Here is a 23,311-nt window from a genome sequence, read left to right as displayed (position 1 = left end):
GTAAGCTCAGGCTGGCTAACGCGCTGTTTTGCTTGAGCTTTTCAAGCATAGTAATTTGCATGTTAACAATATGTAAACATTTAAAAATCGCAGTATTTAGCGATTTAAGGGTATAAAATGAGTAATAAATGGCAGTTTTGGATTGATCGCGGCGGGACCTTTACAGACATTGTAGCGAAAGCACCAGACGGTCATATTCAAACACGCAAACTCTTGTCTGAAAACCCTGAAGCCTACGAGGATGCTGCCTTGCACGGCATTCGCTCTTTTCTTGGGCTTGACCCTAAGGCTCCGATCCCGAGCGAAGAAATTGACGCTGTAAAAATGGGGACGACGGTTGCCACCAATGCATTGCTTGAGAAAAAAGGGGACCCTGTCGTTCTTCTGGTCACAAAAGGCTACAGGGATATTCTTGATATTGGCTATCAGGCGCGCCCCGATACTTTTGCGCTAGAGATAAAAAAGCCTGCGCTCTTGTATCAAAAAGTTATCGAGGTGGAAGAGCGCATATTAAGCGAGGGAAGAATAGAGACACCCCTCAACGAAGAAGCCATCCATGCCGATCTTGTCGCTGCATACAGTGAAGGTTATAGGTCTATAGCTGTGGCCTTGATGCATGCTTATAAATATCCCGCCCACGAGCAAGCGATCGCTGCGATTGCCCGCCGTGTGGGCTATACTCAGATCTCCATCAGTCGGGATGTAAGCCCCCTCACTAAGATTGTTGCCCGCGGTCAGACCACGGTGGTCGACGCCTATCTCACGCCTATTCTCAGGCGGTATGTGGATAAAATTTCTGCCGCCTTGGATAAAACAGCCTCAGCCAAGGAAAAACCCTCTCAGAATGTTCTTTTTATGCAATCATCTGGCGGGTTAACAGCGGCTGATCGTTTTCGGGGCCGCGATGCCATCCTCTCTGGCCCTGCGGGCGGGATCATCGGCGCTGTGAAAACTGCTGAACTGGCCGGCTTTGATAAAGTCATCGGTTTTGATATGGGCGGCACGTCAACAGACGTCTTCCATTATGCTGGATCTTTCGAGAAAACTTACGAAACCGAAGTGGCCGGCGTTCAGATGCGGGTGCCCATGATGTATATCCACACTGTCGCCGCAGGCGGGGGATCCTTGCTCACGTATCAGGACAATCGGTTCCAGGTGGGGCCACACTCTGCAGGCGCTAATCCGGGGCCGGTGTGTTACCGCCGTAAAGGGAAGCTTGCGGTTACCGATATTAATGTCTGTCTCGGTAAAATTATGCCGCGCTATTTTCCCGCTATATTCGGGCCCAATCAAGATCAGCCGCTTGACATGTTGGCCGCTCAATCTGCCTTTGACGCAATCTCAAAAGAGATGAACGATGGACGCAGTGCAGAAGATGTCGCCGAAGGTTTCTTGGATATAGCCGTTGATCATATGGCACAAGCCATCAAAAAAATCACCATCTCCCGCGGCTTTGATGTCAAAGACTATGCTATGAATTGTTTTGGCGGCGCGGGGGGACAACATGCCTGTTTGGTCGCTGATAAACTTGGGATTGAGACAATTTTCATCCATCCTTATGCTGGGGTCTTATCCGCTTATGGTATGGGGCTCGCTTCCTTACAGGCGGAACGCCAACAAGAAATTTCAGCGGTCTTAAGCGATGATTTACTTATAGAATTAGAATCAACACTTACGGCTCTAAAATCCGAAATTATCTATGATTTAACAGATCAAGGCCTGTCAGAGAATGCCATTGCAACTCAGACAGAAGCTCTCCTAAAATATAAAGCGACAGACACCACCATATCTGTTGATTTAACAACTCCCGGTGCCATGCGCAAAGCCTTTGAAGCTCAGCACAAAAAACGGTTTGGATTCATTGCCCCAGAGAAAGATATCATCCTTGAAACTTTGATTGTTGCTGGATCGGGCGGCGGAGCTTCTGGCGAAGAAGTCCGTCAACAAAAAGCAAACCATCCTCCCAAACCTATAGAGCACTCGCGCGTCTACCATCACGGCCAGTGGTTAGATACCCCTGTCTACTCTATAGAAACTTTGGGATACGGGCATAGCCTCACTGGCCCTGCAATCATTATAGAACCAACGGGCACTCTCGTAATAGAGCCTGGATGGCATGCCACCGTTAACTCCTACGGTCATTTGATCCTAAAGAGGGAGAAAAAGCGCCAGCATATCGCAGCGGTTTCAACTCATTACGATCCCGTAACATTAGAGATTTTCAATAACCTCTTTATGTCAATCGCAGAACAGATGGGAATTGTGCTTCGGAACACTTCTCAGTCTGTGAATGTAAAAGAACGCCTTGACTTTTCCTGTGCGCTTTTTGATGCAAGCGGTGATTTGATTGCAAATGCGCCGCATGTACCTGTCCACTTAGGATCCATGGATTCTACGATCAAGGTCTTAATCGATAGCGGGCAACCTCTTAATCCGGGGGATGTTTTTGTGCATAACGACCCCTTTAACGGGGGCTCTCACCTGCCCGATGTGACAGTCATCACACCCGTTTTTGATAGTACTGAGACTACCATTCTCTTTTATGTCGCCAGTCGGGCACATCACGAAGATATCGGCGGCCTTGCTCCTGGTTCCATGTCCCCAAGAGCGACAAAAAGCACAGAAGAAGGCATTGTCTTTGACTGTGTTAAAATGGTCAAAAAAGGCCGTTTCCTCACCGAGGAAATGAGAGAAATACTGGCAACGCCTCCCTATCCAGCACGCAATATTGACCAAAATATTGCCGATCTGATGGCTCAAACAGCTGCCAATGCTGCAGGGGCCAAGGAATTATTAACCCTCATAGAGCATTATAGCCTGCCTGTGGTCAAAGCCTATATGGGCCATATTCAGGATTATGCAGAATCCGCAGTTCGCAAGGCCATTTCTACAATGACTAGCGGTTCGTGCATCTATGAAATGGACGATGGCTCTGTTATTCAAGTATCCATAAATATTAACAAAAAAGACCAGACTGCCGCCCTTGACTTTAAGGGCACGTCAGAACAACGAAACCACAATTTTAATGCGCCAGAAACCATAACACGCGCTGCGGTTCTGTATGTTTTCCGCTGTCTTGTCCAAGATAATATTCCGTTGAATGCAGGCTGTATGATTCCCATCTCAATTGCTGTGCCAAAGGGCAGCTTGCTCAATCCCACACCCCCTGCGGCCGTGGTTGCTGGGAATACGGAAACGAGCCAAGCTGTCACGAACGCCCTCTTTATGGCACTGAAGGCGCTTGGGTCCAGTCAAGGGACGATGAATAATCTGACTTTTGGAAATGATCGGTATCAATATTATGAAACAATCTGTTCCGGTAGTCCTGCTGGACCCACCTTTAATGGGACAGATGCTGTCCATACCCATATGACCAACACCCGAATGACAGATCCTGAAATTTTGGAACTGCGTTATCCTGTGATCCTTGATGAATTTTCAATCAATAAAGGCTCTGGTGGCCAAGGGGAATGGACTGCTGGGGACGGGGTTACTCGAAAAATTCGGTTCAGGGAGGCGATGGAATGCTCTATCCTTTCTGGACACCGCCTTTTACCCCCTCTCGGCATGAAGGGAGGCGAAGACGGTCAGGTTGGAAAAAATTGGGTTGAAAGACAAGATGGTTCTTGTGAAGATATGGGCGGAAGTGGACAAACTCAGGTGATGGCCGGTGATCGGATTATCATCCAAACCCCCACAGGGGGCGGTTTTGGTCCGAAATCAGTCGCCATTGGAAAGCAAAAGGAAGAAGAATGATCCGTAAACTTCAAAATATGGGGCCTGGTGCTCTTGTTTCAGCCGCTTTCATCGGCCCGGGTACTATAACAACCTGTACCATTGCCGGGGCGACCTTTGGCTATAGCCTTCTATGGGCTTTGGTCTTTGCGACGCTTGCGACAATGGCGCTCCAAGAAATGTCTGCTCGCCTTGGCATTGTAACTGGCAAAGGCTTGGGCGAGGTGCTGAAGGAAACATTCGAGACCTCGCTTTTAAAATGGCCACTTTTCGCAATTATACTGGTCGCGCTCTGCGTGGGCAATGCTGCATATGAAGCTGGGAATATTGCAGGGGGCGCTATTGGTATTCAAGCCCTGTTTGGAGAAGGCGATACTGTCTTCACCGCTGCAGTCCTCTCTATATCGGGCATAGCAGGCCTGCTTCTCTATCTTGGATCCTACAAACAGATTGAAAAGCTCTTGATTGGGTTGGTCCTCCTTATGGCGATTTCATTTATTTCGACCTTTATCATCGTACGGCCAGATATGATTGCTTTTGCTAAAGGGTTGGTTATTCCCGCGATCGCTGAAAATAGCCTGCTTGTTATTATTGCGCTCATTGGAACGACTGTGGTGCCCTATAATCTCTTCCTCCATGCTTCTGCGGCGAAAACGCGGTGGACCACAGTAGAGGCGCTCCCTGTCGCCCAGCAAGACACATATATCGCAGTGGGACTAGGGGGACTGATTACTATTCTTGTGGCCTCAACAGCAGCTGCCAGTCTTTTTGGCAGTGGTCTGACGGTCACCAGTGCTGGAGATATGGCTCGTCAAATTGAACCTTTGTTTGGTTCTTTTTCAAAAGCGATTTTAGGCATCGGCTTTTTTGCAGCTGGTCTCAGCAGTGCAATCGCAGCACCTCTTGCTACAGGGTATGTTTTTGCTGAACTCACGGGCATAAAAGGCGGCATCACGTCGTATAAATTCAGAGCGATCATGCTAGTGGTTATTGCGATAGGCCTAGCTGTTGCTCTCACGGGCATCCGTCCCGTAGAGATCATCCTATCAGCACAATTTGCCAATGGATTACTGCTACCGATTATTGCGGCATTTCTGTTGGTCGCGATGAATAACAAGACCTTGCTGAAGAAGCACATCAACGGGAAATTGAGCAATGCCATTGGTCTGTTCATTGTCTTGCTTATGGTAGGTTTGGGTATCCGAATGATTTTGAAATCGACAGGATACCTCTAAACTTTTACGCTCTTGTACTCATAAGTTCACGATCAAGCCTTTTTGGCCACTGACCTTGTTAGCAAGGAGATCCGCCCAAATTTGCATGACATTCTGAGCCCCTTGGTGGAACTCAATACTGACTTGATCTGCCAGTTTTGCTGCAAGATCTGCGCTTGCCCCTGAGCCTTTTTGCAGTAAGACACCAGGGCCCCACTCTTGATTACGCTTTGCGATTTGACTAGGCGCAAAGAAAAATTCAGGCTTTGGTCCATCAAGCCCCTTACCAGTACGTTCACTTTCCCAGTGTGTTGCCCCGACAACCTGCGACGATTTTAAGAGATCCGCAAAATGGCTATGGATTTCTCTACGCGTATTTCCATCACCTGACATATCAACATAGACACTACTTACTTTGTTTAACCTGTCTTCCTCACCATAGGAAATGACCTGATCGGCGGTGCCAAGTTGAGTCACAAATTCATGATTACGGGGGGATGTAATTCCAACAAGGTTACCTTCAAACCCCATAGATTTGATGAAATTGGCGCATGAATAACCGGTTTTTGACGAGATAGAACTGATGATAATTTGTTCAGCCTGCATCCAAGATTGATCCATTAGAAAATCTGCAATCACATAGCCTGTAATGAAAAGCGGAAAGTAAAGACAGCGCTCATTTTCAAGCTTCTGCATAAAGGCAGGCTCTGCTTCAGTGCGCATATATTGATTGTAGAGTGGCGGCAAGGGACGACGGTGCTCGGTCTCATCCATAAAATGTTTTTCAGATATTTTACCTGGGCTCATGATTAAATGAGAACTCATAGGGAAAAATCCATATAAACGCTCCCCAACCTTTATAGAAGAGCCGTTGACCTCACTTACGGTAGCCATCCCCCACACTGGAACATTACCCCAAGTTCCCTCATGCGTAGGGAAATATCCCCAATATCCGATTGCCTCGCCGGACAAGGCGTAGCTCACATTGTTCGCTGTTAGAGCAAATTTATCTATTTCTACAAGAATTTGACCCGGTTCTAGCTCATCTTTGTCTTTTTCAACAAAACGTTGTTTTGAATACTCAACACGGTCTGTCCATATTTCTTGGATTTTACTCATAATCTGTCCCTAGTTTTCCAAAATCATCCTTGATGATTTTCTCCAGTACAGAGTAAAGCCACTCATCAGAGAGAAGTCAATGAGATCTATTAACCACCCATTTCAAGATTAGTCCACTGCGGTCCCTAATGCTTCCTTGAGAGGCCATAAATAGTCCTCATAAGTTTTCCAAGCTTCTAGACCTTTAGGATTTATTTGCTCGCGCACTTGCTCAGAACTGGCCGTTTTAATCGGCCGCTCGGTTTTATAGAATTCCAAACAATTTTGCTCAAAAGGTAAGCCACAGTAGTCTAACAATCGTCGAATTTCTTGCTCACTATCTGCCACAAGGTCTTCATAGCGTACACGGTGAATGTCCCCCGGAAAAACCTGATCGAAATGATCCATCAGCGCCACATAAGATCGATAATAACGACCAATTGTTTTCAAATTATAGGTGAATTCCTGGCCTTCGGCAAAAAGCTGCTTAAAGCCACTAAAGCAACAATCCATCGGGTTGCGTCGCACATCAATTATTTTCGCTTTTGGTAAAATGAGTTTTATCAAGCTAATATGACGGAAGTTATTAGGCATTTTATCCGTAAAATAAGGAGCACATTGCCTATGTTGCTGAGTATTTTCTAGATATTGCTCGCCGTATTTGTTCAAGGTCTCCTTTGGAAGGGAAGGCAAGACGAGCGGATAGCCTGTCTCTGATTCTAGCCTTTGTCGGCCTCGGATCTCTTGGGCAATCATCAAAATATCAGGTAATTCCATCGTGCCATCTACCAAAGAATGAGAGGCCAAGATTTGCTCGACTAGAGTGGAACCTGCGCGCGGCAGGCCCACGATAAAAATTGGGTCTTCTGCCTGCACAGTCCCTGCAACATGCTGGCCATATAAAGCGTCTGTACATATAGATTTTTGCAGCTCAAACTCTTTTTCCATTTGATCTGGGCAATAGCGATTTTCAGTATATCGAAGGCCGTTGCCTTTTTGATAATGATAAAAGGATTGTCCATATTCTTTTTGATCTTCATAGGCCTTGCCTAGGGCAAAATGAACCTGGATTTGTGCTCTATGAGGCAAAGAATAAGGCGCTTCTATCAAACTTTCCATAGTTTCAAGTTCTGCCATAGAAAAGCAGTAAGTTTTTAAATTGGCTAGGCCATACCAAGCATCGCCATACGAAGGTGTAATCGCCAGCGCCGCTTTGTAACTTTTGATGGCTTGCTTTTGATCTCCAATTGTTTTGAGGGCATGCCCTTTGGAAGTATGTGTTACTGCATCGGTCGGCAATAACTTTAGGACGTGATCAAACCCCTTCAAGGCCGTTTGATAGTCATTACTTTGGAGAGCCTGTACAGCATGATAAGAATGAAACAATGGATTTCTAGTATCTTGCTCGACCAGTTGCTTCGCCACCTCAAGAGCCTCGGGAAATTTTTGTCTCTTCCGGTATAATTTCAACAAATCAATGGCAATATCACTTTTAGAATTAGTTAAGGTAAGTGCGGTCTTAAGCAAAAATTCAGCTTCTTCATAGGAGCCAAGCCTTTCGGCGATCGATGCAAGCAAACGTATGCCCTCGAAATGCGCCGGATTAACCTTTAAAAATGCTCTGCATAATGCCTCCGCTTTTTTAAAGTGGTCCTCATAAAAATAATGACTGACTGCAGTTAACTCTTTTGGCAGCGCCTGAAGCCTTGCCAATTGGTGTTGTGCATTCATCAAGGGAATATCCGACTTCTGTTTCACATAAAGGGTCACCAACTGTTGCCAGGCTCCCATTAGCGTTGGATTATATGTAATCGCCTGTTCAAAAGCGACTTGAGCCCCTTCATGATCACCCGTTGTTTTTAAGAGATAGCCCCGTTCCTGATAGCCCCTACCAAACGTAGGCGATTGTGTTAGAAGTCGTATTAGCGTTCTTTCGGCATCTTTTAAAACACCACTATATCTTTCCACAACAGCCTTCATATAAAGTGCATCTCTATTCTCCTGACTGAAGGAGAGGATATCACTGATTGCAGCCATTGCATCTTTAAACTGACCGCGCAACATGGATTGCTGAGCTCCTGCTAACGCTTCTGAAATATCTAATTTTTCCATCGATGATCTCCAAAACTAAGGCGCCTAAAGCGCCTTAGCCATGCGTTGACAAAAAGAGGAGAGTTAAAAGTCAACGGCAAATCTCAAACCGATCGTTCTTGGACGATTAATGGTGACACGCGCCTTACCATAACTTTGGTTATTGAATAATTGCGCTCGGGTATTTGTAAGGTTATCCACATAAGCCGTCAGAGAATATGCATCCCCTTGAAGACCTACAGACCCATTCATCAACAAATAATCGTTTTGCTTAGCTCGATTGATCAGAACAATGTCGCTGTAACTAGAGCCAGAATAGGTTGCACTCAATTGAGCGTGAGCAAGAAAATCCTCATTCAAATCCCATGAATATCGGCCTCTGAACGTCCCTTGAAAAGACGGTGCATTCGACAGTTGCTCTCCAGGGCCCGCAATGGCCACAGACGCACCGACGAGCTCTTTAATTTCAGTATCCAGGAAGGTGAATGATGACGAAAGTACTAGACCAGGGATCATTTTCGTAGCCCACGTTACATCGCCCTCAAGACCTTTAATCACTGCATTTGCTGCATTGTCTGAGAAAAGCAGATTTGTTACCTGAGGGTCAAAAATTGTAGTTTGTAAGTCTTTCACATCCACATAAAAAGCCGCACCATTAAACCGCAAACTTTTATTCAGTAAGTCCATTTTCCAACCAAATTCATAGTTGGTTACTTCGTCAGTTTCAACTGAACCAGGAACAGCCCCACCGCCAGCACCAGCAGGCCTATTAGGTAGGCCTGGACGAAATCCTTGCGAATAGTTGAAATAGACTAAGCTGGTCTCAGTTGGCCTATATGAGACATTGCCTTTTAGGACCCATCCCTTGGCGACAGCACTTTTAGGAACTGCAACGCCGTTTCTGACTTGTGTTCCATCGAAAAGTTCGTCCAAGTTAGCGCCAAAAGCATTCACATCCTCGCCCCCAAAATTATAGAAAGACGAATTGGCTGATCCTTTAAGTCGCACATCAACATCATGGTATCTAAGGCCGATGGTTGTTGTCAGCTTTTCTGAAATATCATATGAAAATTCTCCGAAAAACCCTAACTGGTTATCTGTGCGTGTCACATCATTAAAGAAAATCACCCCCCGCGGTCTAGGATCAGGATTTGTTACACTTGATCCAGGGAGGGGTTCATTTTGAGGCCATCCATAAACACCCGGCGTAAAGCTTTCAGCATTAATTGACCCTGGATAGGTGAAATTATTTTGTTCAACCAACTTTTGGTTACTATAAAAAACCCCTGCTGTCAGACGATAAGGAAGGTCTGCTGGTGTAATAAACCGCAGTTCATGGGTTGAGATTTTTGTCGCTGTGGTACTATCCACAAACATTTGCGGCATTTGACATGTGCCAGAAGGATCGTTGCTGCCAGGGTAAGTCACAGCTGCATCACAAATATAATAAGGCAAATACTGACCAATAAAGAGATAGTCTGTATAATCCATCGTTTGATCCGTTTCGCGCTCAAGATAGGCACCGGCGTAAACCACCTCTAGATCACCGATAAGGGCTTCTATTTGCAAGGCAGTATTCGCAAAATGATCAACTTCGTCATCAGCAGCATAACGCTGAATAGAGAGGTCATTTGGATCATCAAGTTCAGGGTCAATAAAGAAAACCCCTTCTGATTCCATTGTTTGACGCATATGAGAAACAGTCACAGTCATGTCATCCATGGGTGTGTAAAGAGCAGAGAGACGAACCCCCTCATAAGAGACATCGTTAAAGTTTTTCTCAACTAAATCATCATTGCGTGCATTCAGAAAAGTGACCCCTGTCAGATTTGCTGTTGATTGGAAGCCATTCTCTGTCAAGGTGCCATTAGGTCGAGACATTGAGCTTTGAAAGCGAGCGCTTTCTCGTGCAGATAGCTCCCCACGACGATTATCAATGTACCCGCCCTGATCATCAGTATAGAAGACCGATCGAATGGCCAGATTGTCAGTGACAGGAAAGTTAATAACACCTTCAACTTTTGTGCTTTCATCGCCCCCTTCCGTAAAGGCATAGCCCCCAGCAAGTCGCGCAGAGAATTCATCAAGAACAGGCTTATTGGTAATGAGCCGAATGGTGCCTGCTTGAGAACTAGCTCCAAAGAGCGTTCCTTGTGAGCCCGGTAAAACTTCAATTCGGTTTAAGTCGGCAGCATAAACATCCAAATTCCTACCCACTTGTGTTACAGGCTGCTCGTCCAAGTAAAGCGCAACATTAGGGGCAAGACCTGCTACCCCTGCGCCTGCAAGATCCGGTGTTGTCGACGAGAGACCCCGGATATAAATGGAATGTTGAGCAGGGCCAGTCCCACCGGAAGAAACACTCGGTAACTGTAAGAGATAGTCCGTGAAAACATTGATATGTGTTTGCTTCAATGTTTTTTCACCAAGGGCTGTAATCGCTACAGGAATATCCTGTGTGCTTGTGGCCCGCTTCGTCGCTGTAACGGTAACTTCTTCCAGCCAAACGTCCGCCTCTTCATCTTGTGCCAGAGAGGGCGCAGAGAAAGCTGCCATAAGCGCCAAAGAAGCGGAAGATAAGAGTAATGATTTAGATTTTATATGTGATCGATTGTTAAGTGTCATTGTTCATCCCCAATTGATTTATTGACAAATGCACCATCTCAACAAAAGGTAAATAAAGTGTTATCTTGTTGAAATCATTATATAATTACAGTTTTATAGGGTTTACTCCAATAGAGGGGACCCCCATAGGAAATGGATGATTTCTGTCCATTCTGCACAGACTTTTCTCATATACTTCTTTTGAAACTCTGATATGCTTTTGATCTATTTTTCAGACTTGGGGAGGTCAAAAAATGTATGAGATGACTTTTTCATCACTTAAAGAAACCATCGTTGAGGACGGAATCACAGCCCGACTCGCCTCTCTGATTCATAAGCGATTTTCATGTCGTTCTATCCTGATTGTCACAGATCAAGGGCTTATGGATCTTGGATATGGAGACAGGCTGTCCAAAGATTTGATCACCAATGGCTATCAGGTTTCTTTTTTCAGCGAAGTGAAACCTGACCCCGCTGAACAGGTCATTGAAAAAGCCACACGCAAAGCCCAAGCATGTAGAGCCGACCTTATCATCGGTCTTGGCGGTGGTAGCAGTATTGATGTTGCTAAACTGGTGGCCGTCTTATGCCACGCACAGCATCCTCTGGCCTCTTTTTATGGTCTCGATAAAATCACTGAAAAACGTTTACCGCTGATTCAAATCCCCACGACAGCAGGATCGGGATCTGAAGCGACACCTATTGCCATTGTGACCACTGGAGAACAGAGTAAAATGGGGGTTGTATCGCCGGTCCTCTATGCTGACATGGCCATTTTGGATGCCGAGCTTACTCTTGGTTTACCGCCTTCCATCACAGCCTATACGGCCCTTGATGCCATGGTACATGCCATTGAAGCCTTCACATCTAAGATCAAGAAAAACTTACTATCCGATCTCTATGCAAAGACGGCCCTGCACCTCATCGGCCCTCATTTTAATCGAGTATTGAAAGACGGGAGTGATCTAGACGCTCGGCGGCAAATTCTAATAGGCGCTTCTCTGGCTGGAACGGCTTTCGCGAATGCCCCTGTGGGCGCTGTTCACGCCCTAGCCTATCCACTGGGTGCCATACATCATATTCCCCACGGCCTATCGAACTCACTCATGTTGCCGTCAGTCCTTCGATTTAATCAGCCTGTGGCTGGACCCTTATACGGCGCGCTTGCAAAGTCTGTTGGGTTGCCAGAATCCGCTGATCATTTCCTCAAATGGATAGACGATCTTATCGCCCTTTCTGGGCTTCCAACAAAGTTAAGAGAAGTGAATATCCGTGAAGGTGATTTACCTCAGTTGGCAAAAGACAGCCAGTTGCAAACGCGGTTATTGGTCAACAACCCGAGAGAGGTATCATACGAGACGGCCCTCTCTCTATATAAGGAGGCTTGGTAATGGATCCTTATCCCTTAGATCATTATCCTCATACAAAAGAATTGCAAACCCGCTGGATGGACAATGACATTTATGGGCATGTGAATAATGTGGTCTATTACAGCTATTTTGATACAGTGGTAAACAGCTATTTAATCGAAAATAAAGGACTCGACATTCACGAAAGTCCGATCATTGGTCTGGTTATTGAAACTCAGTGCACCTATCTTGCCCCCATAGAATTCCCTATGGACATCACGGCGGGCTTGAAAGTGAGCCATCTTGGCAATAGCAGTGTGCGTTATGAAATTGGTCTTTTCACAAAGGACCCTCTAAAACCTGTGGCACAGGGGTATTTTGTTCATGTTTATGTGGATCGAAACACTAGAAAACCAACACCAATACCGGATACGCTTAGACAGATTTTAAAGCCGCTCGTGAAAAGAAGCCTTTAAAATAACCCTTCCTTATGTACGGAGATTATTGTTCATCCGCTTTATTTTTTGAAGAATAATTATATTTGATCAGAAGGTTTTTAAAAGCGTCTGTCTTCACATATGCCTGCACTGCATTTGTGAGTTTCGTTCTTTGGTCAGAGGTAAGAGACCATTTGCTGACCATATAGGTGGTAATTGCATGCACTTTGTCAGAGAGGACAAGGCGATCAAGCTTTGCTTCTTCAAGGCAAGAGGTCAAAAGCCCATGTCCGGAAAAGACAAAGTCACCCCTTCCATACTCTACCATTGCTGAAAGCTGACAAACACTCGCATTCAGGGCCATGATATTTTCATATCCCTCTTGCCTGAGATAGGCTTCATAGATTGTTCCCTTTTTAACAAGAGCTCTTTGCTTTTTTTTCGCAAGGTCGGGTGTTAATTTTTCAGGACCGAGCGAAGCAAATTGAGAATAAGAAACAATGAGAGGGGATAACCAATCATAGTGCTTTTCCCTTTTTACTGTTCGGACAAGATTGATCAAAACTGTGGGATGTTTGGCCTGGGCCAATTGCTTAAGCCCTCTTTTCCAAGGGAGTGTAACTACTTGAATTGGAATATCTAATTCATTCTGTATCTCTGCAAACATTTCAACAAAAATGCCTTGAGATTTTTTTAACGAAGCAAAAGGAAGGCCGTCAGTTAAGATAACAATCAGGGGATTTTGATCAGAGACAGGCTTGCGCTCACTAGCTTTTCCCATCAAGGAAAAGCTGATCAAACAGAAAAAAATCAATCCAATACCTATGCGAAACGCCACTCTAAAATCCAAAATCTTGGTTAACAAACTTAGAACGATACGAAAGAGACTGTAACAGACTAGAACTGCGCTGTCTTATAATTTGTATAAAATAGTCCCCTTCAAGAGAGAGAAAGAGAGGGGCCATCACTGATCTTCGTCATGACCTCGATACTCAAAGAAGCTAAAATCAGCTGGCGTGTTATCACCTGTTAGATCCTGACAGCACAGACCCACAAAAGTGCCTGTGAAATTAGCACCGTCCCCGCGACCCGCCTCATCAGACAAAAGACTTGCGTCCAAAGTCACGCCCAGCGATGACCACGTCCGTTGATCAAGCGACCAACTGAAATGCATCTCTGCGTGATTGACATCAACCTTTAGGGTGACACTGCCAGACGGCGGTAATTGAATTTTCTCAAAATCTGTCGGGAAAGAAAGCGCCATAGAAGCTTCCCCTTCACAACTCATCACACTTAGATAGCGACCAATCTCTTCATCATGGGAAATATAGAGATAGTGAAATTGCTGACTATTGTAGTAACAGATCAATCCCGCCATTTGCTGAAAATCATTGGGCTCAAACTCAACAGCTGTCGTTGCTGAATAGGCAAGGTCTACCTGACGACGCGCAATCAACGCTTGCATGAACGTGCTACCTATTGATTGGTTGCCTTTTAACCGTAAATAGCCGGCTCGCTCTGTTAAAGAATAAAACCGTTCTGGATAAGGTGTTCTTAGCCATTGATACACAGGATTAAGTGTTGAGTTCGAAAAATCATCATAGGTCATCTCGGCAGGCACAGGAAACTCTGGCAAATCAGGCATGACAACCTGATCTTCCGGACCATTCCCCCCTGAGGCCATTCTAAACCATCCATCCTCTGTGTACGTGAATTTTTGTATGGCGGTCTCGCGCCCAAGAGGGGAACGCTTCAACCCTTCTAAAGGACGGGAGCAAAGATGCGGCAGATAGAAATCACCCTCTTGCGTTTCAACAAGACTGGCATGGCCACATCGCTGCAACCCTTTCGCAGGTTTATCAGCCGCTGTTAGAGGATGGCCTTCTGGATCCACTTCGTAAGGGCCCCAAATATCTTTTGATCGAGCAACAGTCACAGCATGCGCGTATCCCGTCCCCCCTTCAGCGGTCATTAAATAATAATAGCCATTTTTCTTATACAAATGAGGCGCCTCTGTTCCATCAGATGGCGTTCCCTGAAATATATTTTTTCTGGGTCCGATAAGTTTATCATTTTTGGGGCAATATTCTTGCATCATAATGCCCCCAAAAAATGTCCGGTCCGGTCGATGATCCCAAACCATATTCAAAAACCATTTAAGGCCATCCTCATCATGAAAGAGGCTAGGATCAAAGCCACTACTATTCATATAGGTGGGGCTAGACCATTCGCCATCAATCGTCGCACAGGTGGTTAAAAAATTAGGGGTGTCTTTAAAGTTACCATCAAAGCGCTGCACATTCGTAAAGCACAGCCAAAATTTATCATCACTATAGGATAAACAAGGGGCCCATACACCACAACTATCAGGCACGCCTGTCATGTCTAAGAGATCTGCCCTATTTAAAGGGCGTGCGACTAACTGCCAATTCTTCAAATCTTTTGAATGATGAATTTGAACGCCAGGGTACCACTCAAATGTAGACGTAGCGATATAATAATCATCCCCAACTCTGCAGATTGAGGGATCAGGATTAAATCCGGGCAAGATAGGATTATTGATCATGACGATAACACCCCTCCCAGGGCTAAAATTCATACTTATGGCTCAAGCTGTCTCACAGATCCGCGCTCCATGATTGTGTGACCAATGACTTTATCATCAATGGGCATAACACCATGGCTTCTATGTTCTGAAAGCATATGAACCAGTGTTTCAACAGCTTCCGCAGCCATACGGTCAATCGGCTGCTTAACAGTGGTCAGGGCTGGCCATATTGTTGTTGCTATAGGTGTGTCGTCAAATCCAGTGACTGAGAGATCTTGTGGCACGGATAGGCCGTGGCGATGAGCAGAAGAGTAGACTGCCGATGCCATATCATCATTACTCGCGAAAATAGCTGTGGGACGATTATTCTCATCTTTGAGGATATAATCTGCGGCAATCAAGGCTTGCTTGAAACGGTATTCGCCCTTCCCAATCCATTTAGGGTTAGGGGATAAGCCCGCTTCACTGAGAGCCGCACAAAAACCTTCGTATCGCTGATGGCTTGCTTGTTGATCATCTGCACCCAGAATGAACCCAATTTTGCGATGGCCATGAGACAGAAGATATTGTGTCATATCATAAGCTGCTTGAAATTCATCGATCCGAATAGACGCAGCACGGGCATCATGTTTGCTGGGTGAAACTCGTACGATCGGCGCCTCAATTGAATGCAATGCCTCAACGACGGGTAAACTTTCACACAGGGGTGGCGGCAATATCACTCCCGCTAAATTCGACTCTTTATAAAAAGAAAGGCTATCATAGACCCATTCTTCTTTAGCGTCGGGAATGGGTTCAACAACGAGATGGTAACCAACATCACGACTTTTATGTAAAGCCCCCACAAGGAATTGCGCATAATAACCAGAGCGAGCATCCAGATAAAAGGACCCAACAAAGAATGACTTGGACGCAGCTAGACTACGGGCCGATAGGTTCGGCTTATAGCCAAGTTCACTCACAGACGTCATCACCTTTTCCCGCGTTGATTCACGGACTTTAACCTCTTTATTCAAGACGCGAGAGACAGTCATCATTGAGACACCTGCATGCTCAGCAACATCTTTCATAGTGACCAGCGATTTATCAAAATTAATAACCATTTGATCCCTTAGGGGTTATAACATTCTAATTCCGCAATGTTAGCGCTATCATTTATAATATTCACTCACACCCCTTCATGCAAGGAAAATTATTAGCATCTTTTTCACTATTGATATTACCCTGTATAATAAGGCATGATGTTTGCGATAAATTAGAGTGACTTGCCACTATAAGGGCTAAAATAAAGTACGATAAATATGAAAATAGCAATCTTACAGTGCGGTGAATCAATAGAATCAGCAATTGACCTTTTTGGTGATTATGATGAAATGTGTAAAACCATGCTCGGCCTCTCCCCAAGCGAGGCAACCAGCTATCGTATTTTTGATCATCACTTCCCAGAGATTTCAGCCTATGATGCTTTTGTCATCACGGGGTCTAAATACGGCGTCTATGAAAATCATAGCTGGATACCTCCTCTAGAGGAAAAAATTAGAGGCATGAATGCTGCCCGCAAGAAAGTGATTGGTATTTGCTTTGGTCATCAAATCATTGCCCAAGCCTTGGGGGGTAAAGTAAGAAAAGATGAGAAGGGATTTGGTGTGGGCTTGATGACATATCAAATGAAAATAGACAATGAAATGAGAGAAATTTCCCTCTATGCATGGCACCAAGATCAGGTCTATTCCCTTCCCAAAGACGCCCATGTGATTGCTCATTCTGATTTCTGCCCTTATGCGGGCTTACAATATGGTACGCATATTTTAACTTTCCAGGCCCATCCAGAGTTTTTAATTGGGTACGAAAAAGCTTTGTTGGAGGAAAGACGCGGTGTGACTATTTCAACTCAATTAGCTGATCAAGCCCTGACGTCCTTGTCAAAACCATCTCATTCAAAATCAGTATGCCGCCATATACAAAATTTTGTGCAGGATGCGCTATAAAGCGGAGAAATATAGAGAGTCCCTAATAATAGGTCGATCCATTTTCTATTTTACGCCGTAGACTTTAATATAAGAATTAAAAAATCATGATCAAAAATGCATGACAATTAGGGATTCAAGGAGTAGTGGGATGAAAATACTGCGCACAATAATAATCTTTCTAATCGCAACATCTATAGGGATGGGGGTGATGTGGTTAGCAGGCGGATCTGATACCCGACTGAATGGCATCTCCCTGTTGGTTGGTTGTGGTCTATTGGCTTATGCTATAAATTGGATTGCTTTCATTCCTGCTGCTCTAGCACAAACTGAAAAATATTATGATATCACTGGCACGCTAACCTATCTATCTGTGACGGCCTTAGCATGTTATGCAGCAGCACCGCTAAGCCTTCAAGGGATGATTGTCGCTGCAATGGTCGTGCTTTGGGCTCTCAGGTTAGGCAGTTTTCTTTTTACACGCATTACTAAAGATGGACACGATCGTCGCTTTAATGAGATTAAGTTAAACCCCTTGCGTTTTCTAATTGCTTGGACCTTGCAGGGCACTTGGGTCACCCTGACTGCGGCTTGTGCGCTTTATATGATAACAACGCCTAACCGCATGCCTTTGGATATTTATTTTCTCCTAGGGACCTTTATGTGGTGCATTGGATTTGCTATTGAAGTCGTTGCTGATAATCAAAAGAAAGCCTTTAGAAAAGATCCTTCAAATAAAGAAGCTTTCATCCAAACAGGTTTATGGTCATGGTCTCGCCATCCGAATTATTTCGGCGAAATTTTGTTATGGGCTGGAATAGCTCTAATGGCGATGCCAACGCTCATTGGGGCTGAGTGGATCCTTCTCATCTCACCAATCTTTGTCTATTTCTTACTCACTAAGATCAGTGGCATCCCCATGCTCCAGAAGCACGGGCTAAAAAAATGGGGTGAAAATCCTGACTATCAAAACTATATAAAGCGAACCTCTCTCTTACTGCCTTTACCCCCTCGTTCGTCCTAAAGGCTGCTGAGAATTCTCCTCTGAAGGGTTCTTTATTGTTATCCTTTTTATCATCGGTTCTAGACTTTTTTGACTGGGATTGATTTAAATTAATGCAACTTTATCCAGACCGCTTAATACTCTTTCCACGTGTTAGGAACAGGTGAATGTGAATGACTTCACACGAATTCCACTGTGCAGGGAGCGCCTTCACAGTGACGCAGTTGGGAGAGAATGAATGACTCATATGAAGACAACAACGCCGCCGCCGTGGCATTTAGTTGGGAAACATGACGTTTTTCCAGAGGCAGACCTAGATGAAATTGCGCGGTTTAATTTCCTGGCAAATATGAATAGATATCTCGCGGAAACATTGGGGCCTGGCAACAAGAAAACATACGAAACACGTGTTAAGCCTGCTTTTGAAAAACGAGAAGGGCGCGAGCCTGCGTCTCGTCATGAGATCAGGGATGTTATGAACCAAGATAGCTTTCATCGCGTTTGGTCTGCCTTGAAACGCAATACGATGGAGCAACGCCAACAAGCCGGCCGCAGTCTCGTTTTGCGTCAAATTGATGACCTTGTGAACAAAGCGACAGCCCTGACCGAAGAAAATGGCAATCTTGAACTAGACCCCTCCCTAGAGCTGCCAAATTATGTAGCAGGGGTTGATCACCACTGTATGCCAGGAAGCTATCACACAGAATTAATACCTAATGACATTTCTGCAGGAGCAAATTATGACTGCGGCATTTTTGTAACCACTGGTGGGGCAATGGGCCGTTTTAGCGACGGCGGCGGGCAAGCTCTTGCAAACTTTGCCAAGAATGATCTCAAAGATTTTCATCCCAAAAGAATAGTAGATGTCGGATGCACTGTCGGACACAGTCTCTTGCCTATCGCGAAAGCCTTCCCTGATGCAGAAGTGATTGGGATTGATGTCTCTGGCGCTGTGCTCCGCTATGCTGCAGCCCGAGCAGCCGCACTTGATGTCAAAAATATTAGCTTTCGCCAGCTCAACGCTGAAGACCTCTCTGTCATTCCTGACAATAGCGTTGACTGGGTCCAAACCACTATGTTCCTGCATGAAACTTCAGAGAAAAGCATGCGGAAAATGATGGCCGAGTTTCACCGCATTTTAACCCCTGGAGGCCTCATGTTGCATCTAGAGCAACCATCATATGACGACTCAGTCCCGCTTTTTGAACAGTTCATCCGTGACTGGGACGCCTTCAATAACAACGAGCCATTTTGGACTCGCCTGCATGAGATGGATCTTGTAGCCGTCATGGAAGAAGCTGGCTTTCACAAAAGCAGCCATGTGGAATTTAAAGTCAAAGCCGTACCAGACCCCGTGCTCGCAACAGGTGATGTTTCTGGTAAATCTGAAGATCATGGTCGTGCCGCAGCATGGCACGCTATGGGCGCGCGCAAAGAAATGAAAGGATAAAGACGATGACCAATCAAACAGCAAGTATCGATCCTTTTCAACATGTGAACGCCAAATCCAAAGGCAAACGCCCTAAGTATTTTGACGACCCGGCCATGGAACATCTCATGTCCATGAACCTTAGTTTGATGCAAGAGTTAGCCGTCACACGCGAGCGTCTTGATAGCCTAGAACGTGTCATGGAAGACACCGGAATTCTTCCTCGTTCAAAGATAGAATCTTACCGCCCCGATACGATTGCCGCCCAAGAGCGTGCCTTAGCGCACAGGAAATTAATTTCCACTGTTCTGCGCTCAGTCGAACAAGAGTTGGATGGCATGAAACCGCGGCCTGAAGGGACCGCGGACTCGTAATTCGGAGACCATGATAAATTTTAAAGAGGCTTTCAATGGCCTCTTTTTTTCCGTTTAATGTGGTTCCTCGCCGCCCGACACATTCATCGATTCAGCCGTAATATATTGAGCTTGGTCTGAACAGAGGAAAGCCACAGCATTGGCTGTATCAGATGCCAAGCCAGGACGGCCCAAAGGAATACGGTCGGCCATATCCTTTTTATATTGCTCAAGTGTTTTACCAAGTTTTTCTGCAAAATATTCATTTTGCCATGCTCCCAACCCCGTTGTCACATGGTTCGGGCACACATTGTTGACTGTGATCGCATGGCTCCCCAGTTCAATGGCTGCTGACCGAGCAAGGCCTACAAGGCCGTGCTTGGAACTACAATAGGCCTGAGCAAAAGGGAAACCTGATTTAGCCGCTTGACTGGCAATATTTATAATCCTACCGCCACTGCCCTGCGCCTTCATGGCTTGGGCTGCAGCCTGCACTCCAAAGAAAGCGCCAGAGAGGTTCACGTCAATGACAGCACGCCAATCTTCTTCAGAAATCTCTTCCATAGGCTTCATGATATAACCGATGCCTGCGTTATTGACCCAGATATCAAGGCTACCATGAGTGTCCACAGCATGCTGGGCCAGCGCTTCAACTTGGCCTTTATCTCTGACGTCACAAGGGCATGTAGAGACTTCAACACCAAGAGCACGGATCGAGTCAGCAATTTCTTGCATTTCTGAAGTCGATCCAATCATACGATCTGGCGTGGCTTCATCTTGAGACTGACCTAAATCTGAAATGACAATAGAAGCCCCTTCCTCGGCAAGGCGCTTTGCAATTGCAACACCAAGTCCAGCCTCACGACCAGACCCTGTAATCACGGCGACTTTTCCTTCGAGCGGTCTCTTCGGAGCGGCCGGGAAAAGTTCGCTGGTCAGTATAAACATTGGATTATCTGCAAATTCTTGGAATTCTCCGGCAACTTTTTGCATAACGTCCGTGCCGACATCCGCCCCAAATTGTTCCATGTCTTTCACATCGATGAGTTCGACATACGCATAAGGCGGTGTGTCTTCGCTCATCAACAGGCCCTCAGACTTGAATAAACGAAAAGCTTCGATGGAAGATAATTTCCTAACGATCGCAAGATCTGTTGTCTCTGCCCATTTCTCATATTGGGCGACATCCGCGCCTTCTTTTAAGTTAAATAATACAACGAGTGTACTCATCTTCCCTTCTCCCATAGAATACAACAAATGCTTCCCTCTCGCTGGGGTCGCTTTTTATGTCGCAGTTTATCATACACATTTTTAAGGCAGTGCCATTGAGCTAAGTCATTTACGCCCAGCTTGAGATGAACTACTGTAATTAAAGTGAATAACAATTATTTTGTGACGTCAACTATACTATAATATTTTTCAAGGATTACGGCGACTTAGACGGGAATATCCCGGTATATGGCTGTGTACTACTTGATACAGGGTGTGTTATTATGAGCAGTTATCCTACTCTCTTTTCTCCTATGAAAATGGCCGGCATGACATTGAAAAATCGCTTGGGTCATGCCTCTATGACTACCCGCTTTTGTAAAGACGGTGTCCTGACAGAAAATTTCATCAATTATCATCATAGCCGTGCTAAAGGCGGTACAGGTCTCATCGTCACAGAACCCCTTGCCTTGCTAGAGCGTCACGAAGCAGATCCGCGACGTCCCACTGTCTTCTCTCAAGCCGGATTAGAGGCACTCGCTAGACTTGCTGCTGCCGTCGAAGGGGAAGACACTCGTTTGCTAGGGCAAATTCAAGAGTTTGGTCGGGGCCGACATGAAGTAGGCCGTGGAAGCAACGCCGTGGGGGCTTCAGCCTTACCGGACGACCTGAGCTGGACGGTACCTCACCCTATGTCAGAACAAGAAATTTTGGCAATGATTGAAACTTTTGCAGACTCGACTTTAAAGCTTAAAAACTGTGGTTTTTCAGGGGTAGAAATTTCAGCAGGACACGGCCATATATTCCATCAATTTTTATCGCCACAAGCCAATAAGAGAGACGATAGTTTTGGCGGTGATACAAGACGTCGCTGTCAAATGATCATCAGCCTTATTGATGCCATCAGAGAGCGATGCGGCAATCACTTCATCCTTGGCCTCAAACTACCCGGTGAAGATTATGTACCAGGTGGCATCGATATGACAGAAGCCTTTAATATTGCCAAAGAAATTGGAGATCATGGTCACTTTGACTATTGGACTTTTGCTTGGGGCGCACACGCGAATTCGCTTTATACCCATTTGCCTGACGCGCACGGAGACCGGGCGCCTTACAATGGGAAAATTGCTGAGATTCGAAAAGCAGCTCCCTCTATTCCCACTGGCGCCCTTGGGTATATGACAGACCCAAACGAAGCAGAACATGCACTCACATCAGGGCAAGCTGAATTGGCATTCTTCGGACGCCCCCTTGTGACAGACCCCGCCTTTGGCAATAAAGCCAGGGAGGGCCGCGAAGGTACCATTCGGTACTGTGTTTCTTGTAATACGTGCTGGAGAACCATTGTAGACGGGAATAAACTTGAATGTGATAACAACCCCCTTGTAGGGCAACCTGGTGAAGACGATTGGACCCCTTCTGCCGCAGAAATCAGCAAAAAGGTTGTGATTGTCGGCGGCGGAATTTCTGGCCTTGAGGCTGCATGGGTGGCGGCGGCGCGGGGGCATGTAGTTACGCTCTTTTCAGCGTCACAAGAAGTAGGCGGCAAAACCCGCCTCCACGCTGAATTACCGGGCGGAGAAAACCTATCCAGCATCTATGATTATCAATATGAAGCTGCGGTTAAACAAGGGGTCACGTTTAAGCTTGGAACTGAAGCAACTGCTGAGGATATTAAAGCTCTTGAACCCGATGTTGTTCTGTTAGCGACAGGCTCTACCCCATCAATCCCAAATTTCATTCCTGAAGAATATGCTGCAGAGGGCTTTATCATCGATCTTAGACTTTTCTCTGAAATGTTCCTAGACAGGTCGCGCAGTGAAGCAGGGACCCTGCTTATTTATGACCAGGATCATACAGACATGACCTATGCGGCCGCTGAATATTTTAGTTCTGTATTTGATCATCTTGTTCTTGCCACCCCCCGTGAACGCATAGGCTCAGATATGGCCCTTGTGAATCGACAGGGCTTTTATCAGCGTTTACACGACAAAAAGATTGAAATTATTACCAGTGTAGAACCTGAGTTTTTGGATCGTCTGGAAGACGGCATCGTTCGCCTTAAAAATGTTTACAATGGCTCTATGGTAGACGTTGAAAATATCGCAGCCATCACCTTTTCAACAGCGCGCGTTCCTAATAATGATTTATTAGGTCCTCTAAGGGATGCAGGGATAGATGTTAAATTATTGGGAGATGCTTTTGCACCCCGCTCTCCCCTTGCTGCCACGAGAGAGGGCTTTTCAATCGCCATGACTCTTTAACCAGAGAAAT

At 45.6% G+C, this 23,311-nt stretch carries 16 protein-coding genes and 1 pseudogene; 9 read left to right on the top strand and 8 right to left on the bottom strand.

Annotated features, from left to right (window positions below; all coding sequences use genetic code 11):
* The first annotated feature begins 117 nt into the window (after window positions 1–117).
* Both QGN29_RS05880 and QGN29_RS05875 read left to right on the top strand, forming a co-directional pair.
* Window positions 118–3,756: a hydantoinase B/oxoprolinase family protein gene (locus QGN29_RS05880; RefSeq protein ID WP_310799765.1), complete on the top strand. Its 3,639-nt coding sequence runs from the start codon at window positions 118–120 to the stop codon at window positions 3,754–3,756.
* The gene (locus tag QGN29_RS05875; RefSeq protein ID WP_310799764.1) at window positions 3,753–4,970 is read left to right on the top strand and encodes an Nramp family divalent metal transporter; all 1,218 of its coding nucleotides are present in this window, start codon (window positions 3,753–3,755) and stop codon (window positions 4,968–4,970) included. The genes QGN29_RS05880 and QGN29_RS05875 overlap by 4 nt, the downstream gene beginning before the upstream one ends.
* 18 nt (window positions 4,971–4,988) lie before the next feature.
* Here the strand turns inward: QGN29_RS05875 and QGN29_RS05870 are convergent, their stop codons facing one another.
* The 3 genes from QGN29_RS05870 to QGN29_RS05860 form a co-directional block, all read right to left on the bottom strand.
* The gene (locus tag QGN29_RS05870; protein WP_310799763.1) at window positions 4,989–6,068 is read right to left on the bottom strand and encodes a DUF2855 family protein; all 1,080 of its coding nucleotides are present in this window, start codon (window positions 6,066–6,068) and stop codon (window positions 4,989–4,991) included.
* Window positions 6,069–6,176: 108 nt separating this feature from the next.
* Window positions 6,177–8,159, bottom strand: coding sequence for a tetratricopeptide repeat-containing sulfotransferase family protein (locus QGN29_RS05865; RefSeq protein WP_310799762.1), 1,983 nt, complete (start codon window positions 8,157–8,159; stop codon window positions 6,177–6,179).
* Window positions 8,160–8,222: 63 nt separating this feature from the next.
* A complete protein-coding gene (locus tag QGN29_RS05860) occupies window positions 8,223–10,763 on the bottom strand; it encodes a TonB-dependent receptor (protein ID WP_310799761.1) in 2,541 nt (846 codons plus the stop codon).
* A gap of 233 nt (window positions 10,764–10,996) precedes the next feature.
* Between QGN29_RS05860 and QGN29_RS05855 the strand changes: the two genes are divergently transcribed.
* Window positions 10,997–12,133 carry an iron-containing alcohol dehydrogenase gene (locus QGN29_RS05855; RefSeq protein ID WP_310799760.1) on the top strand — a complete coding sequence of 379 codons (1,137 nt, stop codon included), beginning with the start codon at window positions 10,997–10,999 and terminating at the stop codon, window positions 12,131–12,133.
* On the top strand, window positions 12,133–12,567 hold the full coding sequence (locus QGN29_RS05850) for an acyl-CoA thioesterase (protein WP_310799759.1): 435 nt from the start codon (window positions 12,133–12,135) through the stop codon (window positions 12,565–12,567). The genes QGN29_RS05855 and QGN29_RS05850 overlap by 1 nt, the downstream gene beginning before the upstream one ends.
* Window positions 12,568–12,592: 25 nt before the next feature.
* On the opposite strand, the gene QGN29_RS05845 is transcribed toward QGN29_RS05850, so the two are convergent.
* The 3 genes from QGN29_RS05845 to QGN29_RS05835 all read right to left on the bottom strand — a co-directional run bounded on the left by QGN29_RS05845 (window position 12,593) and on the right by QGN29_RS05835 (window position 16,179).
* Entirely contained in the window at window positions 12,593–13,366 is a 774-nt protein-coding gene (locus tag QGN29_RS05845; RefSeq protein ID WP_310799758.1) for a substrate-binding periplasmic protein, read from the bottom strand.
* Window positions 13,367–13,492: 126 nt separating this feature from the next.
* Window positions 13,493–15,094 carry a glycoside hydrolase family 43 protein gene (locus QGN29_RS05840; RefSeq protein WP_310799757.1) on the bottom strand — a complete coding sequence of 534 codons (1,602 nt, stop codon included), beginning with the start codon at window positions 15,092–15,094 and terminating at the stop codon, window positions 13,493–13,495.
* A gap of 35 nt (window positions 15,095–15,129) precedes the next feature.
* Window positions 15,130–16,179: a LacI family DNA-binding transcriptional regulator gene (locus QGN29_RS05835; RefSeq protein ID WP_310799756.1), complete on the bottom strand. Its 1,050-nt coding sequence runs from the start codon at window positions 16,177–16,179 to the stop codon at window positions 15,130–15,132.
* A 198-nt stretch (window positions 16,180–16,377) separates the two neighbouring features.
* On the opposite strand from QGN29_RS05835, the gene QGN29_RS05830 reads away from it, so the two are divergent.
* The 4 genes from QGN29_RS05830 (at window position 16,378) to QGN29_RS05815 (ending at window position 19,849) form a co-directional block, all read left to right on the top strand.
* The gene (locus tag QGN29_RS05830) at window positions 16,378–17,064 is read left to right on the top strand and encodes a type 1 glutamine amidotransferase (protein WP_310799755.1); all 687 of its coding nucleotides are present in this window, start codon (window positions 16,378–16,380) and stop codon (window positions 17,062–17,064) included.
* 130 nt (window positions 17,065–17,194) lie between these two features.
* A complete protein-coding gene (locus tag QGN29_RS05825; RefSeq protein WP_310799754.1) occupies window positions 17,195–18,067 on the top strand; it encodes a DUF1295 domain-containing protein in 873 nt (290 codons plus the stop codon).
* 217 nt (window positions 18,068–18,284) lie between these two features.
* Window positions 18,285–19,496 carry a class I SAM-dependent methyltransferase gene (locus QGN29_RS05820; protein WP_310799753.1) on the top strand — a complete coding sequence of 404 codons (1,212 nt, stop codon included), beginning with the start codon at window positions 18,285–18,287 and terminating at the stop codon, window positions 19,494–19,496.
* A gap of 5 nt (window positions 19,497–19,501) precedes the next feature.
* Window positions 19,502–19,849, top strand: coding sequence for a hypothetical protein (locus QGN29_RS05815; protein ID WP_310799752.1), 348 nt, complete (start codon window positions 19,502–19,504; stop codon window positions 19,847–19,849).
* Between the two features lie 54 nt (window positions 19,850–19,903).
* On the opposite strand, the gene QGN29_RS05810 is transcribed toward QGN29_RS05815, so the two are convergent.
* Window positions 19,904–20,776, bottom strand: a complete 873-nt coding sequence (locus tag QGN29_RS05810) for an SDR family NAD(P)-dependent oxidoreductase (RefSeq protein ID WP_375164685.1) — start codon at window positions 20,774–20,776, stop codon at window positions 19,904–19,906.
* Between the two features lie 36 nt (window positions 20,777–20,812).
* A pseudogene (locus tag QGN29_RS14470) lies at window positions 20,813–21,058 on the bottom strand (RedY/HapK family protein); the annotation flags it as partial.
* Between the two features lie 263 nt (window positions 21,059–21,321).
* Between QGN29_RS14470 and QGN29_RS05805 the strand changes: the two are divergent.
* Window positions 21,322–23,301, top strand: a complete 1,980-nt coding sequence (locus tag QGN29_RS05805; RefSeq protein WP_310799750.1) for an oxidoreductase — start codon at window positions 21,322–21,324, stop codon at window positions 23,299–23,301.
* The last annotated feature ends 10 nt before the right edge of the window (window positions 23,302–23,311 follow it).

The sequence above is a fragment of the Temperatibacter marinus genome (assembly GCF_031598375.1).
In the GTDB taxonomy this organism is placed as follows: domain Bacteria; phylum Pseudomonadota; class Alphaproteobacteria; order Sphingomonadales; family Kordiimonadaceae; genus Temperatibacter; species Temperatibacter marinus.
This window is presented reverse-complemented; position numbering and strand designations above follow the sequence as displayed.